We start from the raw sequence: 15,516 nt of genomic DNA on the forward strand, positions 1-15,516 counted from the left end.
CCCCGCGCCCCTGAAATGCAGACGCTTCGCGTCGCATTTCCCCGATGGGCGAGCGCCCGATGGAGATGGCGCACGAAGTGCGCATCTCCAGGGGCGCGGGGAACTGCGCGATCAGCCCCCACCGGCCCGCAGCCGCCCGCGAAACCGAACCGCCCCCTTCCCAAAGCGCAATGTGACGCGCGACACTCGCACCCGCACACGCATCTCCGCCGCAACCCGCGGAAGCGAGGCACACCATGTCCCTGACCGACGACCTGACGGTCGTTCAGCGCTGCGTGGACGAACTGACCCGAGCCGTCAACCAGCTCCCGCCGGAGGCGACCGGCCCCGATCTGCGCAGGGTCCGCGCCGACACCGAGCACCTGCGCGAGAGCGTGGCCCTGCTGCGCGCCGCCTCCGCGCAGCACGCCCCCGCTCCGGCCGCCAAGAAGAACGTCGTACCGATCCCCGACACCCCGTACGACAACTCCCTGTGGACCGACTCCGACGACGAAGGGCTCGGCGCACGGGACCGGCACGCTCCCTGACCCCACCCCACCTGCGGAGGCTTCCTTGGCCACCGGCACAGACAGCGGCACCGGCGTCCGGAGCCGGACCCGGGCCGCGATCACCGCCCGTCATCTGCGCACGGACCGCTGGTGGCTGGCCCCCGCGGCCACCGCGGGCGGACTCCTCGCGTTCGTCGTCTACTCGACGTGGCGGGCCTTCGCGAACGCCGACTACTACGCGGCCCCGTACGTGTCGCCGTTCTACTCGCCGTGTCTCGCGGACAACTGCGCCCCGATGCGGCACGGGCCCAACTGGGAGCTGTTCGGCGGCTGGTGGGGCCTGTCCCCCGCCCTGCTGATCCTGATCTTCCCGCTGGGTTTCCGGCTGACCTGCTACTACTACCGCAAGGCGTACTACCGCGGTTTCTGGGCGTCACCGCCCGCCTGCGCGGTCGCCGAGCCGCACAAGAAGTACAGCGGCGAGACCCGCTTCCCGCTGATCCTGCAGAACATCCACCGCTACTTCTTCTACGCGGCCGTCCTCGTCGCCTGCATCCTCACCTACGACACCGTGCTGTCCTTCCGCGACGAGCACTACGCGTGGGGCCACATGGGCCTCGGCACCCTCGTGTTCCTGCTGAACATCACGCTGATCTGGGTGTACACGCTGTCCTGCCACTCCTGCCGGCACATCGTCGGCGGCCGCCTCCGGCACTTCTCCAAACACCCGGTGCGCTACCGCCTGTGGGGCTGGGTCGGGAAGCTGAACGCCCGTCACATGCTGCTCGCCTGGGCCTCGCTGGTGAGCGTCGCGCTCGCCGACTTCTACGTGTACCTGGTCGCGTCCGGCGCCTTCGACGATCCGCGCTTCTTCTGATGGTGAGGTCTGGCTGAATGTCTGTAGTGGAGCGGCAGCAGTGGGACGTCGTGGTGGTCGGGGCCGGCGGCGCCGGGCTGCGGGCCGCGATCGAGGCGCGCGAGCGGGGCGCCCGTACGGCGGTGATCTGCAAGTCCCTGTTCGGCAAGGCGCACACCGTGATGGCGGAGGGCGGCATCGCGGCCGCCATGGGCAATGTGAACTCCGGCGACGGCTGGCAGGTCCACTTCCGGGACACGATGCGCGGCGGCAAGTTCCTCAACCAGTGGCGGATGGCCGAGCTGCACGCCAAGGAGGCCCCCGACCGGGTGTGGGAGCTGGAGACCTGGGGCGCGCTGTTCGATCGCACGAAGGACGGCCGGATCTCCCAGCGCAACTTCGGCGGGCACGAGTACCCGCGCCTCGCGCACGTCGGTGACCGTACGGGCCTGGAGCTGATCCGCACGCTCCAGCAGAAGACCGTCCAGCTCCAGCAGGAGGACCACAAGGAGACCGGCGACTACGAGTCCCGGCTCAAGGTCTTCCAGGAGTGCACCGTCACCCGCGTCCTGACCGACGGCGCGGGCCGGGTCTGCGGCGTCTTCTGCTACGAACGCGAGACCGGCCGCTTCTTCGTCATCGAGGCGCCGAGCGTGGTCCTGGCGACCGGCGGCATCGGCAAGTCGTTCAAGGTGACGTCCAACTCGTGGGAGTACACGGGCGACGGCCACGCCCTCGCGCTGCTCGCCGGGGCTCCCCTGCTCAACATGGAGTTCGTGCAGTTCCATCCGACGGGCATGGTCTGGCCGCCGTCGGTCAAGGGCATCCTCGTCACCGAGTCCGTGCGCGGCGACGGCGGCGTGCTGCGCAACTCCGAGGGCAAGCGGTTCATGTTCGACTACATCCCGGACGTCTTCAAGGAGAAGTACGCGGAGTCGGAGGCCGAGGGCGACCGCTGGTACGAGGACCCCGACCACAACCGGCGCCCGCCCGAGCTGCTCCCCCGCGACGAGGTGGCCCGGGCGATCAACTCCGAGGTGAAGGCGGGCCGCGGCTCCCCGCACGGCGGCGTCTTCCTCGACGTGTCGACGCGGATGCCCGCCGAGGTGATCCGGCGACGGCTGCCGTCCATGTACCACCAGTTCAAGGAGCTGGCCGACGTCGACATCACGGCCGAGGCCATGGAGGTCGGGCCGACCTGCCACTACGTGATGGGCGGTATCGCCGTCGACTCGGACACGGCTGCGGCGCGTGGCGTGCCCGGGCTCTTCGCGGCGGGCGAGGTGGCCGGCGGCATGCACGGCTCCAACCGGCTCGGCGGCAACTCGCTGTCCGACCTGCTGGTCTTCGGGCGGCGCGCCGGACTGCACGCCGCCGAGCACGCACAGGGCCTCGTCCCCGCCGAGCGGCCCCGTGTGGACGACGCCGGGGTCGACGCCGCGGCCGCCGAGGCGCTGCGCCCCTTCTCCGCCGAGCCCGCCGAGGACGGCGCCGTCCCCGAGAACCCGTACACCCTGCACCAGGAGCTCCAGCAGACGATGAACGACCTGGTCGGCATCATCCGCCGCGAGGGCGAGATGGAGCAGGCGCTGCGCCGGCTCGGCGAGCTGCGGGTGCGGGCCCGGCGGGCCGGGGTCGAGGGGCACCGGCAGTTCAACCCGGGCTGGCACCTCGCGCTCGACCTGCGGAACATGCTGCTGGTCAGCGAGTGCATCGCCCGCGCCGCCCTGGAGCGCACCGAGTCGCGCGGCGGCCACACCCGCGAGGACCACCCCGGCATGAACCGCGACTGGCGGCGGCTGAACCTGCTGTGCCGGCTGCGCGACCCGGCGGATCCGGGGTCCGGCCGCATCGCGCTGGGCCGCGAGGAGACCCCGCCCGTCCGCCCCGACCTGCTCGCCCTCTTCGAGAAGGAGGAGCTGGTGAAGTACCTGGCCGAAGAGGAGCTGCTGAAGTGAGTGACGCGTACCGGGCGCACTTCCGCGTGTGGCGCGGGGACCAGGACGGCGGGGACCTGCGGGACTTCGAGGTCGAGGTGCACGAGGGCGAGGTCGTCCTCGACATCGTCCACCGGCTGCAGGCCGCCCAGGCCCCCGACCTCGCGGTCCGCTGGAACTGCAAGGCCGGCAAGTGCGGCTCGTGCTCGGCGGAGATCAACGGGCGGCCCCGGCTGATGTGCATGACCCGCATGTCGGTCTTCACCCGCGAGGAGACCGTCACCGTCACGCCGCTGCGCGCCTTCCCCGTCGTACGGGACCTGGTGACGGACGTCGGCTTCAACTACACGAAGGCGCGGCAGGTCCCCGCGTTCGTACCGCCCGCGGAGCTGGCGCCGGGCGAGTACCGGATGACGCAGGAGGACGTGGACCGCTCGCAGGAGTTCCGCAAGTGCATCGAGTGCTTCCTGTGCCAGGACACCTGCCATGTGGTGCGCGACCACGAGGAGAACAAGCCCGCGTTCGCCGGGCCCCGCTTCCTGATGCGCGTCGCCGAGCTCGACATGCACCCGCTGGACGCCGCCGAGGCGAGCGGCCTCGACCGCAAGACCACCGCCCAGGACGAGCACGGCCTCGGCTACTGCAACATCACCAAGTGCTGCACCGAGGTCTGCCCCGAGGGCATCAAGATCACCGACAACGCTCTGATCCCCCTGAAGGAACGCGCCGCGGACCGTAAGTACGATCCGGTGGTCTGGCTGGGCAACAAGATCCGGCGGAGGTCTTCGTCGTAGCGGCCCTCGCCGCCGGGTCCGCGTCGTAGGGGGACGGTTGGAAGATCAGCGCGAACGAGAACCGGTACTGCTGGGGCGGGGCCGGACCGCCGATGTCTACGCGCTCGACCCGGGCTGGGTGCTGCGGCGCTACCGGGACGGGCTCGACGCCCGGCCCGAGGCCGAGGTCATGGGCTATGTGCGCGGCCACGGCTTTCCGGCGCCGCTGATCCGGGCGGACGCGGGGCTCGGGCCCGGCGATCTGGTCATGGAGCGGCTGGACGGGCCGACGCAGGCCGAGCAGCTGCTCAGCGGGCAGCTCGCGCCGGCCGACGCGGGGGCCGAACTCGCCGCGCTGCTGCGCCGGCTGCACGCCGTGCCCGCCCGGGCCGGTGGCCGGGTGCTGCATCTCGATCTGCACCCGGAGAACGTGATCCGCACGGCCGACGGGCCCGTCGTCATCGACTGGGGCACCACGGAGCTGGGCGATCCGGCCCTGGACTGGGCGATGTCGGCGATCGTGCTCGCCGAGGTGTGCCTGCATCCGGACTGGTCGGACGCGGCGCCGGCGCTGCGTGTGGTCCTGCCCGCGCTGCTCGCCGATCCCGCGCCGGGCACGACCGGCCCCGCCCTGGACGAGGCCCGCGCCCGCCGCACGGCGAACCCGACGCTGACCGGCGAGGAGAAGGCCCGGCTCGGCGCGGCGGCGGAGCTGGTGCGGGCGGTGGCGGCGGGCGTCACCCCGTAGACCTGACGCGGAGGGGCGCCCCCGGTCGGGAGCGCCCCTCTGCGTCGGTGCTGCGGCGGATCGGTCCGTGCCGGAGATCAGTCCGTGCCGGACTCCATCGCGGCGCGGTCCAGGACCTCGTCCTCGGCGGAGACCTCGCCGCGGGAGGCGATGGCCTCGGCGCCGCCCTCGGGCATGGTGCCGATGAGGCCCGTGACGGCGGCCTGGGCGGCGCCCGCGACCGGGGTGCCCGTGCCGAGCAGGCCGAGGCCCGCGTACTGCTCCAGCTTGGCGCGGGAGTCGGCGATGTCCAGGTTCCGCATCGTGAGCTGGCCGATGCGGTCGACCGGGCCGAACGCCGAGTCCTCGGTGCGCTCCATGGAGAGCTTGTCCGGGTGGTAGCTGAACGCGGGGCCGGTCGTGTCGAGGATCGAGTAGTCCTCGCCGCGGCGCAGCCGCAGGGTGACCTCGCCGGTGACGGCGGCGCCGACCCAGCGCTGGAGCGACTCGCGGATCATCAGGGCCTGCGGGTCCAGCCAGCGGCCCTCGTACATCAGCCGGCCGAGGCGGCGGCCCTCGGCGTGGTACTGGGCGAGGGTGTCCTCGTTGTGGATCGCGTTCACCAGGCGCTCGTACGCGATGAACAGCAGGGCCATGCCGGGGGCCTCGTAGATGCCCCGGCTCTTGGCCTCGATGATCCGGTTCTCGATCTGGTCGGACATGCCGAGGCCGTGGCGGCCGCCGATCGCGTTGGCCTCCATCACCAGGTCGACGGCGGAGGCGAACTCCTTGCCGTTGATCGACACGGGGCGGCCCTGCTCGAAGCCGATCACGACGTCCTCGGTCGCGATCTCCACCTCGGGGTCCCAGAAGCGGACGCCCATGATGGGCTCGACCGTCTCCACGCCCGTGTTCAGGTGCTCCAGGGTCTTCGCCTCGTGCGTGGCGCCCCAGATGTTGGCGTCCGTCGAGTACGCCTTCTCCGTGGAGTCCCGGTACGGCAGGTCGTGGGCGACCAGCCACTCGGACATCTCCTTGCGGCCGCCGAGCTCCGTCACGAAGTCCGCGTCGAGCCACGGCTTGTAGATCCGCAGGTTCGGGTTGGCCAGCAGGCCGTAGCGGTAGAACCGCTCGATGTCGTTGCCCTTGAACGTGGAGCCGTCGCCCCAGATCTGGACGTTGTCCTCCAGCATCGCGCGGACCAGCAGCGTGCCGGTCACGGCACGGCCGAGCGGCGTCGTGTTGAAGTACGCGCGGCCGCCGGAGCGGATGTGGAACGCGCCGCAGGTGAGCGCCGCGAGCCCCTCCTCGACCAGCGCCGCCCGGCAGTCGACCAGGCGCGCGACCTCCGCGCCGTAGTTCTTGGCGCGGCCGGGCACCGAGGCGATGTCGGGCTCGTCGTACTGGCCGATGTCGGCCGTGTACGTGCACGGGATGGCGCCCTTGTCGCGCATCCACGCGACGGCGACCGACGTGTCGAGGCCGCCCGAGAAGGCGATGCCGACGCGCTCGCCGGCCGGGAGGGAGGTGAGGACCTTGGACATAGGAAGAGTATGCATCACGATGCATGGTCATGCAAAGCCGTTCCCGCCCTCAATTTCCGCCCGTGACGCCCAGCATCTCCCCGGTCGCGACACCCCGCACCCGGACATAACCTCCGAAAGGTGACCTCGCCCCTAGTCGTCCGGACGGCCGCGGCCGCGCTCCTCGCCCTCCCCTGGCTGCTGCTGCCCGCCACCCCGGCCCTCGCCGACGACCCGGTCACCCTCTCCCGCACCGGCCAGGTCACCGACAAGGTGGACGCCCTCGGCGACCGCGACGACGTCACGGCGCAGGCACTGACCACGCTCGACGACAGCCGCGGCATCCAGCTCTTCGTCACCTACGTGCGCGACTTCTCCGGCCGCACCGCCCAGGACTGGGCGAACGCCACCGCCGAGAAGAACGGACTCGGCCTCGACGACGTGCTCCTCGCCGTCGCCACCCACGACCGGCAGTACGCCTTCTCCGTGGACCGCGACGCGCGGCTCACCGACGTCCAGCTCCAGGACGTCGCCCGCACCGCCGTCGAACCCGCGCTGCGCCGCGACGACTGGGCGGGCGCCGCGATCGGCGCGGCGAACGGCATCGGCGCCGTCGTCGCCGGACAGCCCGTACCGACCCCGACCCTCACCCCGGGCGCCGCCGACCCCGGCGGCGCGAGCGACGGCGGGACCCGCACCGGCGACCTCGCACTCCCTCTCATCGCCGTCGGCGCGGCGGGCGCGCTCGCCGCGTACACCTACACCCGGCGCAAGAAACGGATGAACACCCGCACCACGCCCGGCGGCGGCGCGGTCGCGGGCGGCTGGGGCAAGCCCGCCGCCACCGCACTGCCCGAGCTGGACCGGCAGGCCCGGCACCTCCTCGTCGAGACCGACGACGCCATCCGTACCAGCACCGAGGAACTCGGCTTCGCCACCGCCCAGTTCGGCGAGGAGGCCGTCACCGCCTACGCGGAGGCGCTCGCCGCCGCACAGAGCGAGCTCACCGCCGCGTTCAGGCTCCGTCAGCAGCTCGACGACGCCTTCCCGGAGGACGACGCCACCAAGCGGCGGATGCTCGACGAGATCATCAGCCGCTGCACGGAGGCGGACCGGCGGCTCGACGCCGAGGCCGAGCCGTTCGACCGGCTGCGCGCCCTGGAGAAGTCCGCGCCCGAGGCGCTGGCCGGCGCCGAACGGGCCTTCCGTGCCCTGACCGCCCGCACCGCCGATGCCGAGGAGACCCTGCGCGCCCTCGGCGCCCGGTACGCGCCCGCCGCCCTGCTGCCCGTCGCGGGCCATGTCGAACAGGCCAAGGACCGGCTGGTGTTCGCCACCGCCCAGCTCGGCGAGGCCCGCCAGTACGTGGAGGGCGGCGACACCGGCAAGGGCGCCGTCCACCTGCGTGCCGCCGAGGGCGCCGTCGACCAGGCCGGCACCTTCGTCACGGCCGTCGAGCGGCTCGCCCGCGAACTCGCCGAGGCCGACGAGAAGCTGCCCGCCGCCCTCACCGACGCCGAGGCCGACCTCGCCGACGCCCGCGGCCTCCTCGAAGGCACCGCCCCGGGCGTCCCCACCGCCGACCTGCGCGGCCGCCTCGCCCGCGTCGAGTCCGTCGTCGCCGACGTCCGCAGGGAACAGGCCGCCGGACCCCACGACCCGATCGGCGCCCTGCGCCGCGTCGAGGAGGCCGACTCCGCGCTCGACCAGTCCCTCGCCGCCGCCCGTGCCCGCGAGGCCGGCGCCGAACGCGCCCGCAGCCTCCTCGGCCAGGCCCTGCTCACCGCCCGCAGCAGCACCGGCGCCGCCGCCGACTTCCTCACCACGCACCGCGGCGCGATCGGCAGCGAGGCCCGCACCCGGCTCGCGGAGGCCGAGCGCCGGCTCGTGAACGCGCGGGCCGCCGAGTCCACCGATCCCGCCACCGCGCTCGCCGAGGCCCAGCAGGCCGACTCCCTGGCCCGGCAGGCCCGCTCCCTCGCCGAGCGGGACGTGCGCGCGTACGGGAATCCGTACGGGGGCGGCGGGCGCGGCGGCACCGGCATGGGCGGCGCCGTGCTCGGCGGGATCATCCTCGGCCAGGTCCTGCGGGGCGGCGGCGGGGGCGGATCCGGCGGCGGCGCCTTCGGCGGGGGCGGGCCCGGCAGCTTCGGGGGCGGCGGCACCCGGGGCCGGCGCGGCACCGGCGGCCGCTTCTGACCAGCGCACCACCACTGACGGCTCCGCACCCAGCTCCGTACCAAGGGATCCCAGATGACCAAGCAGACCATCCTCGGCCGGGTCACCCAGCTCGCCAAGGCCAACATCAACGCGCTCCTCGACGGCGCCGAGGACCCGCAGAAGATGCTCGACCAGCTGATCCGCGACTACACCAACAACATCCGGGAGGCCGAGGACGCCGTGTCGGCCACGATCGGCCATCTGCGGCTCACGGAACAGGACCACGCGGAGGACGTGGCCGCGGCCGCCGAGTGGGGCGGCAAGGCGCTGGCCGCCAGCCGGAAGGCCGACGAGCTGCGGGCCGCCGGAAGCACGGCGGAGGCCGACCGCTTCGACGACCTCGCCAAGGTCGCGCTGGGCCGTCAGCTGCGGTCGGAGCAGGAGGCCCGGGACGCCGAGCCGGCCATCGCCGCGCAGACCGAGGTCGTCGGCAAGCTGAAGAGCGGCCTCGACCGGATGAAGACCAAGCTGACCGAACTGCAGGCCAAGCGCGACGAGCTGGTGGCCCGCGCCAAGACCGCGCAGGCCCAGAACCAGATGCTCGACGCGGCGCGGAACATCGACGTCCTCGACCCGACCAGCGAGCTGAGCCGCTTCGAGGACAAGGTGCGCCGCGAGGAGGCGCGGGCACTCGGCAAGCAGGAACTCGCCGCGTCCTCGCTCGACGCCCAGTTCGAGGAACTCGACGCGCTCGGCGACGCGGCCGAGATCGAGGCCCGGCTGGCCGCCCTCAAGACCACCTGACGCTCCCCGCGTCAGAACAGGCTGAGCAGGGCCTCCGTCGGGTCCACGAGCCCCGAGTCGCCGTCGGGCAGCGCCAGTTCGAACCAGACGGTCTTGCCGCGCGGGGTGCGGCGCGACCCCCAGGCCGCGCTGAGCAGACCCACGAGCTGCAGTCCGCGCCCGCCCTCGTCCGTGTCCCGGGCGCGGCGCCGGCGCGGCTGCACCAGGCCCGCGTCCCACACCTCGCACACCAGCGTGTGGTCGAGCAGCAGCCGCAGCCTGATCTCGCCCTCGCCGTACCGCAGCGCGTTGGTGACCAGCTCACTGACCAGCAGTTCCGTCGTGTCGACGAGCGCTTCGAGACCCCAGTCGGTCAGCCGCTCCCGGGTGTACTCGCGGGCCCGGCCCACCGATTTCGGCTCGCGCGGCAGCGTCCAGTCGCCCACGTTCTCCTCGGGCAGGCCCTGGACCCGGGCCATGAGGAGCGCGATGTCGTCCTCGCCGTGGTGCGTGTCGAGGCTGCCGAGGACGTGGTCGCAGATGTCCTCCAGCTCCTCGGAGTGCGTGCGGGTGGTCCCGGCCCGGGGCGGCGCGTCGAGCGCCGCGCGGAACGAGGACAGGCCCTCGTCCAGCGGATGGTCCCGGGACTCGACGAGCCCGTCCGTGTAGAGCGCGAGCAGCGAGCCCTCGGGCAGCTCGACCTCCACCTCCTCGAACGGCTCGCCGCCGACGCCGAGCGGCATGCCCGGCGGCACGTCCAGCATCAGGGCGCCCTCGCCGGGTTCGACGAGGACCGGCGGCAGATGGCCCGCGTTGGCGAAGGTGCAGCGCCGGGTGACGGAGTCGTAGACCGCGTAGACGCAGGTGGCGAGGTACACCTCGGAGAGGTCGCCGCGCTCCGGGGCGCCGGTTCTGCGGGCCGCTCTGGTCGCCTGCTGGACGCCGCCGGGGGTGCCGAGGCCGCGGGCGATCTCGTCCAGGGCGCTGAGCACCTCGGCCGGTTCGAGATCGAGCAGGGCCAACGTGCGCACGGCCGTGCGGAGTTCACCCATGGCGACGGCGGCGCGCAGGCCGCGGCCCATGACGTCGCCGACGACCAACGCGGTGCGGTGGCCCGGCAGTTCGATGACGTCGAACCAGTCGCCGCCGACCTCCGTCGCCGCGTTGCCCGGCAGATAGCGGCAGGCGATGTCCAGGCCCGAGGCCTCCGGGTTGTCCGGCGGCAGCAGGGAACGCTGCAGTATCAGGGCGCGCTCGTGCTCGCGGCGGTACAGGCGGGCGTTGTCGATACAGACCGCGGCGCGCGCGGCCAGCTCGACCGCGACCGCCCGGTCCCGCTCGCCGAAGGGCTCGCTCCCCTTGGTCCGGGAGAACTGGACGAGGCCGACGACCGTGTCGTGCGCGACCATCGGCACCGCGAGCGTGGAGCGGACGAGGCCGCCCGGCTCGGCGGGCAGCAGCTGGGGGCGCGCGGTGCGCAGGGCGTCGGCGCAGGCCGAGTTGAACGCGAAGCGGTGCACCGCGCCCACGTTCACCGGGGCCTCGCTGCCGAGGTCGAGGAACGGGATGTCGGCGACGGCGCTCGCGGCGGCGACCCGGCGCAGCTCGGCGCTGCCGTCGGCGAGCCCGGGCGGCGCCTCGTCGCCCGCGAGCAGGCCCTGGTACAGGTCGACGGAGGCCAGGTCGCAGAAGCCGGGGACCACGATGTCGAGCAGTTCGCGCGCGGTGGTCTCCAGGTCCAGGGAGTTCCCTATGCGGGCGCCCGCCTCGTTCAGGAGCGCCAGGTTGCGGCGGGCGTGGGCGGCCTCGCGGGCGGCGGCGTGCCGGCGCGTGACGTCCGTGACGAGTCCGGCGATGCCGATGGGCCGGCCCGAACCGCTGTGCACGCGGTAGAGGTTGACCGACCAGTGGCGGCGCTCGACGGAGTCCGGCGCGGTCCCCACCAGCTGCATGTCGGTGACGGCCTCGCCGCTCTCCAGGACCCGGCGCAACGCACCCTGCACCCGCTCCGCCTCGTGCCGGGGCAGGTAGTCGTGGACGGTGCGCCCGCGGTGGTCGTCGACGTGCCCGCCGAAGACGGCGGTGAACGTGCGGTTGGCCCGCTGGACCTTGAGGTCGGTGTCGAACAGCAGGAAGCCGAAGGGAGATTGGCCGAATATGGCCTGCGAGGCGGCGAGGTCGGTCTCGATGCGCCGCAGGGTCCGTACGTCCACGACGATGCAGACCGCGGCGCGCTCGCCGGACTCGGTGAGCGTCGGCATGACGTAGACCTCGGCGAGCCCGGTGCGGGCCTCGGCGTCGGCCGCGCTCTCGTCCGCGCCGCCGCCCGGGGCGCGGAAGGGGACGACGCCCGTCCACTCCCTGCCGTCGAGGATCTCGGCCATCTTGCGGTGGCCGCGTTCGCGCAGGTCGGCGGGGACGAAGGCCTCGATGGGGTCCTTGCCGACGGCGTCCTCGGTGCCGACGCCCAGGATCTGCGCGGCGCGCCGGCTCCACTGGTCGATCAGTCCGTCGGGCCCGATGGAGAAGGAGGCGACCTTTATGTAGTCGTAGATCGACCCGGGCGGGCTCGACTGCCAGACATCGGCCTGCGCGGGCTGCCCGGCACCGCCGGACTCCGGCCCGCTGCCGCCGCCGCGCGGGGCCGATCCGGCATGCCGCGCCGAGGCCGCGCCCGAGGGACCCTCGGACGCCCCGGCCTTCGCTGGTATCTCGCTCACGCGAACCGTCCCCTCCAGCTCACCGCGTCCGGCATCGGTCACCGGGGCAGCTGCCCGCAGTATCCAGCACTACGGAGCCGCGCAACACGGTGTTCACGATCACACCATGCTCCCGACGCTTTTTGGCCCGTCGGGACCGACTCTTTCCGTACCCAGGGTCCGGGTGCGCCCACACACGATGCCACGCACCGGTCACCCGCATCCCTCTCCTGACCGATCAGGAGCGGCTCAACCCGGGAGAGTCAGTTCGAACCAGACCGTCTTTCCGGCGTCCTCGGTGCCGCCGGGCTTGGTGCCCCAGCGCCGGGCCACTCCGGCCACCAGCTGCAGGCCGCGGCCGCCCTCGTCGTCGGGTGCGGCGGTGCGGGCGCGGGGTGGGTCGGGCAGCGGGTCGGAGATCTCCACGAGCAGGGTCTCGCCGTCACCGGCGGGGCGGACGAGGCTGACCCCGATGGGGCCGGAGGCGTACCGCAGGGAGTTCGTGACCAGCTCGCTGACCAGCAGCGCCGTGACGTCCCCCAGGTCGTCCAGGCCCCAGTCCGCGAGCTGGGTACGGACCGCCCAGCGGGCCTTGCGCACGGCCGACGGATCGGCGGGGAAAGCCCACTCGGCACGGTCGCCTTCGGTGTGGAGCACGCAGACCACTTCCCTGCCCCGCGACGGATCCCGCCCGACTACAGCGGGCATACCCGGACAATCAAAAGAAACCCGAACGACTGGGAACGACTCCGGATAACTCAGACAACACGGATATACCCGAACTGTGCCGGATGCTATCGCGCCGTCACCGCTCGCGCACCGCGTCCCTCTCGGGCTCACCCGCCCCGGGGGCTTCCTCCAGGGCCGCCGCCACCGCGGGCACGTCCTGGTCCAGCCAGTCCACCGACCACACCTCGTCCGGCTCCAGCCAGCGCAGGGCGTCGTGGTCCTCCAGCGGCTCCGGCTCGCCGGACAGCAGCCGCGTGCGCCACACCCGCAGGACGTACCCCGGCTTCAGGGGCCACTCCCCCGGCACCCGCGCGACCGGCTCCGCCGCCACCCCGAGCTCCTCGCGCAGCTCGCGCACGAGCGCCCGCTCCGGGGGCTCACCCGGCTCGACCTTGCCCCCGGGAAGCTCCCAGCGGCCGGCCAGCTCGGGGGGCGCACTCCGTCGCGCGGCGAGCAGCCGGCCCGCGGAGTCGTACAGGGCGGCGGCGACCACCACCACGGGAATGTCCGTCATGGGGTGGAGCCTACGGGCGCCGCGCCCCGCTCAGTTCACCGTGCCGTTCTGCCCCGGGCCGCCCTGGCCCAGGCGCTCCACCCAGTACAGCTGCTTGTGCCCGCGCTCGTCGAGGCTGTCGGCGATGCTCTCGGCTTCCGCCCTGGTCGCGTACCGGCCGACGCGGTAGCGGTTGCCGTTGTCGTCCTGGCGGATGACCTGCCACGGCAGCGTGGTCGTGCCGTCACTCATCGCGCCCCTCCGCTCTCCGACTCCGGCTCGCATCGCGCCCCGCCCCCTAAGCATCCCGATGAGCATCCCGAGGAAACCGCATTCCGCATATGCCCGAGCGTACGCCTGACCTTCACGGAGCGGATACGGAATGGCACAAAGAGATACGCCGCAAGCCACCGACCGGCCAAGACAGGCACACGAGCAGGGGGCGCATTCGTCAGAACGCGCCCCCTGTCCCTCAGCCGGCCCGCTGCCGGCCGGCCGTCCCGCTCAGCCCGCGCGCACCGTCGGCACCGGCAGCAGCACCGGCTCCCCCGTCGGCGCCTTCGTGCACACGTCCCCGCACGCGGCGTCCAGGGAGCAGCACAGCGAGCAGATCGGTCCGGCCTGCACCGGGCAGTCCGCGATGTCGGGCAGTTCGTACGCCGTCTCGCACACCCCGCACACGTGCGTCGCCGTCACGTCCTCGACCACCGCGTCCGGGCCGTTGACCGGGTTCGGCCGCGCCAGGTAGTAGCGCCCCTTCGTCGCCCACGCGATGAGCGGGCACAGCACCAGCGCGAGGCCCGCCGCGATGAAGGTGGAGAACGCCTGCGCGTACTCCCCGAACAGCCCGAAGAACGCCAGGATGGACACCGCCGACGCGATCACCATCGCCCCGAAGCCGGCCGGGTTCACCGCGTACAGGTACGCCCGCTTGAACTCGATGTACTTGGGGCTCCAGCCCACCCGCTTGTTGACGACGAGGTCCGCCGCGACCGCCGCGATCCACGCGATGCCCACGTTCGAGTAGAAGCCCAGCAGCTTGTTCAGGGCCGCGAACATGTTCATCTCCATCAGCGTCAGCGCGATGGCGAGGTTCAGGAAGATGTACCAGACCCGTCCCGGGTGCCGGTGCGTCACCCGGGAGAAGAAGTTCGACCACGACAGCGAGCCGCTGTACGCGTTCGTCACGTTGATCTTGATCTGCGACACGACGACGAACAGCGCCGCGACCGGCAGCGCGACCGAGCCCAGCCACGGCTTCAGCGCCTCGACCTGCGGCGCGATCGGCTCGAGCGCGTGGGTCTTGCCCACGGCCTCCAGCGCCACGAACGCGAGCAGCGCGCCACCGAGCTGCTTCGCCGCGCCGATCACCACCCAGCCCGGGCCCGCCGCCAGAACGGCCAGATTCCACCGCTTCCTGTTCGACTCGGTCTTCGCCGGCATGAAGCGCAGGTAGTCCGCCTGCTCCCCGATCTGCGCGATCAGCGACAGCGCGACGCCGGTGCCGAGCCCGAAGCCCAGCCAGTCGAAGCCGCTGCCCGCGCCCTCGGTCCCGCCGAAGTGCGTGAACGCCGAGAACGAGCCGGGCGACTCCACCGCGAGCACCACGAACGGCAGCACCAGACCGATCAGCCACACCGGCTGGGTCCACGCCTGCACCTTCGCCAGCGCTCCCATCCCACGGAACACGATCGGGATCACGATCAGCGTCGTCAGCAAGTACCCGACCGGCAAGGGCAGTCCGGTCACCTCGTGCATCGCCTGCGCCATGATCGAGCCCTCGAGCGCGAAGAAGATGAACGTGAACGAGGCGTAGATCAGCGACGTGAGCGTGGACCCGAAATACCCGAAGCCCGCGCCCCGGGTGATGAGATCCATGTCCAGGCCGTACTTCGCACAGGCCCGGGCGATGGGTATACCGGTCAGGAAGATGATCGTCGCCGCGCACAGGATCGACGCCAGTCCGCTCGTGAACCCGTACGTGAACACGATCGACGCGCCGATCGCGAAGTCCGCGAGGTAGGCGATGCCGCCCAGCGCGGTCGAGGCGACCATCGTCGGTGACCAGCGGCGATACGCGTGCGGGGCGTAGCGCAGCGAGAAGTCCTCGCGGGACTCGTCGGCGGCCAGCCGTGCGTAGCTCCGTTTCGGGGGGCGGTCGCTGGGCTGCCCGGTCGTCTCCGGGCCTGCGGTGGGCAGAGCGGTCTCGGTCATCGGCGGCTTCCCGTTCGTCCGTCAGTCGGCGGTATACCGGCGCGGCCGGTACGCAGACGGAAGGTAGGAGCCGCGCGTGACGGCTCTGCGCCGTGCGGGATTGCCGGGCGGTTACGGGAGGGCCGACGGGGTTA

The 15,516-nt window shown here is 72.6% G+C and carries 13 protein-coding genes; 7 read left to right on the forward strand and 6 right to left on the reverse strand.

The features are described 5' to 3' along the window. Positions 1-236: 236 nt before the first annotated feature. Genes ACFW9D_RS19980 through ACFW9D_RS20000 form a run of 5 tightly spaced genes read left to right on the forward strand, consistent with a single transcriptional unit; the run spans position 237 to position 4,802 of the window. Positions 237-527 (forward strand): hypothetical protein, encoded by a 291-nt coding sequence (locus ACFW9D_RS19980; protein WP_188337053.1) that lies wholly within the window; start codon positions 237-239, stop codon positions 525-527. Between the two features lie 25 nt (positions 528-552). Next, a complete protein-coding gene (locus tag ACFW9D_RS19985) occupies positions 553-1,365 on the forward strand; it encodes a hypothetical protein (protein WP_384623495.1) in 813 nt (270 codons plus the stop codon). A gap of 17 nt (positions 1,366-1,382) precedes the next feature. Beyond that, positions 1,383-3,302: a fumarate reductase/succinate dehydrogenase flavoprotein subunit gene (locus ACFW9D_RS19990; protein ID WP_188337055.1), complete on the forward strand. Its 1,920-nt coding sequence runs from the start codon at positions 1,383-1,385 to the stop codon at positions 3,300-3,302. Then, positions 3,299-4,075, forward strand: a complete 777-nt coding sequence (locus ACFW9D_RS19995) for a succinate dehydrogenase/fumarate reductase iron-sulfur subunit (protein ID WP_384623497.1) — start codon at positions 3,299-3,301, stop codon at positions 4,073-4,075. The genes ACFW9D_RS19990 and ACFW9D_RS19995 overlap by 4 nt, the downstream gene beginning before the upstream one ends. A 37-nt stretch (positions 4,076-4,112) precedes the next feature. Then, the gene (locus tag ACFW9D_RS20000; protein ID WP_223205955.1) at positions 4,113-4,802 is read left to right on the forward strand and encodes a phosphotransferase; all 690 of its coding nucleotides are present in this window, start codon (positions 4,113-4,115) and stop codon (positions 4,800-4,802) included. Between the two features lie 77 nt (positions 4,803-4,879). Here ACFW9D_RS20000 and argG read toward each other — a convergent pair whose 3' ends face one another. Beyond that, a complete protein-coding gene (gene argG / locus ACFW9D_RS20005) occupies positions 4,880-6,325 on the reverse strand; it encodes an argininosuccinate synthase (protein WP_188337057.1) in 1,446 nt (481 codons plus the stop codon). A 120-nt stretch (positions 6,326-6,445) separates the two neighbouring features. Here argG and ACFW9D_RS20010 point away from each other — a divergent pair, with 120 nt between their 5' ends. Beyond that, on the forward strand, positions 6,446-8,503 hold the full coding sequence (locus ACFW9D_RS20010; RefSeq protein WP_384623500.1) for a TPM domain-containing protein: 2,058 nt from the start codon (positions 6,446-6,448) through the stop codon (positions 8,501-8,503). Positions 8,504-8,557: 54 nt separating this feature from the next. Then, positions 8,558-9,268 (forward strand): PspA/IM30 family protein, encoded by a 711-nt coding sequence (locus tag ACFW9D_RS20015; RefSeq protein ID WP_384623502.1) that lies wholly within the window; start codon positions 8,558-8,560, stop codon positions 9,266-9,268. An 11-nt stretch (positions 9,269-9,279) separates the two neighbouring features. Here ACFW9D_RS20015 and ACFW9D_RS20020 read toward each other — a convergent pair whose 3' ends face one another. The 5 genes from ACFW9D_RS20020 to ACFW9D_RS20040 all read right to left on the reverse strand — a co-directional run bounded on the left by ACFW9D_RS20020 (position 9,280) and on the right by ACFW9D_RS20040 (position 15,382). After that, positions 9,280-11,967, reverse strand: a complete 2,688-nt coding sequence (locus ACFW9D_RS20020; protein WP_188337060.1) for a SpoIIE family protein phosphatase — start codon at positions 11,965-11,967, stop codon at positions 9,280-9,282. A gap of 228 nt (positions 11,968-12,195) precedes the next feature. Then, positions 12,196-12,654, reverse strand: coding sequence for an ATP-binding protein (locus ACFW9D_RS20025; protein WP_188337061.1), 459 nt, complete (start codon positions 12,652-12,654; stop codon positions 12,196-12,198). 97 nt (positions 12,655-12,751) lie between these two features. Then, positions 12,752-13,189, reverse strand: a complete 438-nt coding sequence (locus tag ACFW9D_RS20030; protein WP_384623505.1) for a (deoxy)nucleoside triphosphate pyrophosphohydrolase — start codon at positions 13,187-13,189, stop codon at positions 12,752-12,754. 30 nt (positions 13,190-13,219) lie between these two features. Continuing rightward, positions 13,220-13,420: an SPOR domain-containing protein gene (locus ACFW9D_RS20035; protein WP_188337063.1), complete on the reverse strand. Its 201-nt coding sequence runs from the start codon at positions 13,418-13,420 to the stop codon at positions 13,220-13,222. Positions 13,421-13,672: 252 nt separating this feature from the next. Continuing rightward, positions 13,673-15,382 carry a purine-cytosine permease family protein gene (locus tag ACFW9D_RS20040; RefSeq protein ID WP_384623507.1) on the reverse strand — a complete coding sequence of 570 codons (1,710 nt, stop codon included), beginning with the start codon at positions 15,380-15,382 and terminating at the stop codon, positions 13,673-13,675. Between the last annotated feature and the right edge of the window lie 134 nt (positions 15,383-15,516).

Source organism: Streptomyces sp. NPDC059524 (genome assembly GCF_042749255.1).
Classification (GTDB): domain Bacteria; phylum Actinomycetota; class Actinomycetes; order Streptomycetales; family Streptomycetaceae; genus Streptomyces; species Streptomyces xanthii.

Excerpts from the sequence above, each read along its gene's own strand:
- ACFW9D_RS19980 (WP_188337053.1), top strand. The coding sequence starts at position 237 with ATGTCCCTGACCGACGACCTGACGGTCGTTCAGCGCTGCGTGGACGAA.
- ACFW9D_RS19990 (WP_188337055.1), top strand. The coding sequence starts at position 1,383 with ATGTCTGTAGTGGAGCGGCAGCAGTGGGACGTCGTGGTGGTCGGGGCC.
- argG (WP_188337057.1), bottom strand. The coding sequence starts at position 6,325 with ATGTCCAAGGTCCTCACCTCCCTCCCGGCCGGCGAGCGCGTCGGCATC.
- ACFW9D_RS20015 (WP_384623502.1), top strand. The coding sequence starts at position 8,558 with ATGACCAAGCAGACCATCCTCGGCCGGGTCACCCAGCTCGCCAAGGCC.
- ACFW9D_RS20025 (WP_188337061.1), bottom strand. The coding sequence starts at position 12,654 with ATGCCCGCTGTAGTCGGGCGGGATCCGTCGCGGGGCAGGGAAGTGGTC.
- ACFW9D_RS20030 (WP_384623505.1), bottom strand. The coding sequence starts at position 13,189 with ATGACGGACATTCCCGTGGTGGTGGTCGCCGCCGCCCTGTACGACTCC.
- ACFW9D_RS20035 (WP_188337063.1), bottom strand. The coding sequence starts at position 13,420 with ATGAGTGACGGCACGACCACGCTGCCGTGGCAGGTCATCCGCCAGGAC.
- ACFW9D_RS20040 (WP_384623507.1), bottom strand. The coding sequence starts at position 15,382 with ATGACCGAGACCGCTCTGCCCACCGCAGGCCCGGAGACGACCGGGCAG.